Source organism: Streptomyces murinus (assembly GCF_002154555.1).
Lineage (GTDB): Bacteria > Actinomycetota > Actinomycetes > Streptomycetales > Streptomycetaceae > Streptomyces > Streptomyces murinus.
Map to the genome: position 1 here is coordinate 186 of NZ_MUNF01000553.1, position 1,333 is coordinate 1,518.

General features: G+C 72.0%; 1 protein-coding gene and 1 pseudogene (1 of these 2 running past the window's edge). Both read right to left on the reverse strand.

Features of this window, described 5'->3' with window-relative positions; translation table 11 throughout:
• Positions 1–548, reverse strand: a pseudogene (locus tag CCN72_RS29490) (response regulator); it reaches 114 nt to the left of the window's first position.
• A gap of 101 nt (positions 549–649) precedes the next feature.
• On the reverse strand, positions 650–1,333 hold a 684-nt coding region (locus CCN72_RS29495; protein WP_086811033.1), incomplete at its 5' end, for a DUF2797 domain-containing protein.

Here is a 1,333-nt window from a genome sequence, read left to right on the forward strand (position 1 = left end):
AGGAAGCGCAGCAGCTCGAACTCGGTGGCGGTGAGGTGGATGGAGTCGCCGCCCCGGGTCACCTCGTGGCTGTCCTCGTCCAGGGTGAGGTCGCCGACGACGAGCACGGACTCGGAGCGCCGGTCGGTCGCCCCGGACCTGCGGATCAGTCCGCGCAGCCGGGCGACGACCTCCTCCAGGCTGAACGGCTTGGTCACATAGTCGTCGCCGCCGGCGGTGAGCCCGGCGATCCGGTCCTCCACCGCGTCCTTGGCGGTCAGGAACAGCACGGGCACGTCCGGCAGTTCACGGCGCAGCCGGCCGAGGACGGCCAGTCCGTCCATGTCCGGCAGCATCATGTCGAGGACGACGGCGTCGGGGCGGAACTCGCGGGCCGTCTGGAGGGCCCCCTGACCGTCCGTCGCGCTTCTGATCTGCCAGCCCTCGTAGCGAAGGGCCATGCTCAGCAGTTCGGTGATCGACGTCTCGTCGTCGACCACCAGCACGCGGACGGGGCTCCCGTCCGGCCTCAGCAGTTCGGTGCGCCCCTGGGGCGAGGTCGTGGTCATGGCGGCCACACTGGCGGGGCCCTCTGAGAGGAGTGTTTCACCAGTCTTGGTTTTTCCTGAGAAACACACAGCCACCACTCAGACAACGCCTGGGTGGCCCCTCAGAACAGCCCATCCTGCTCCTGGCGGAACTCGCGTACGGGCAGGGCGAGTTCATCGTCGTCCCGCAGCGAGGGCACAAGTCCCCACCCCCGTATCAGCCGGGTGTCGAGCACGACGACCCCGCGGCCGCGCACCGCCAGATGAAGATCGGGCCCGGCGGCCGCGACCAGTTCCCCGCCGATGGCACCACCGGGGACCAGCTCGGTCACCTCGCCGAAGGCGGCGGGTACGCCTTCGATCCCGAAGGCCCGCACCTGGTCGACGACCTCGCAGGGCTCGGCCCGCAGCGACTCCGGCCACCGGTCGAGCGCGACGGCCCGCCGGTGCAGCGCGCGCACCTCGGCCGCCCGCTCCTCCGCCGTCCCCGGCAGTCTCGCCCGCACCGCCCGTTTCTCGGCGTACGCGATCCGGTCCGGCACGCCCAGCGCGGCCCGCAGCATCTCCTCGGTACGCCGCGCCGCCATCAGGGGCCCGGTCCCGAGCCAGCTGAAACAGATCGCGCCCTGCTCCAGCAATCGCGCCGGCCCCCGCTCGACGGCCGTGATGCCGACCTTGACCAGGCCGGGTCCGAACCAGGCGAGATACACCCGGTACGGCCGGGGGTCGTCGGCGATCGTGTCGGCGGCCACGGAATGCGCCCGGTCGAGCCGCGCGCACTCCTCGCACCGGGCACCGGTGCCGCG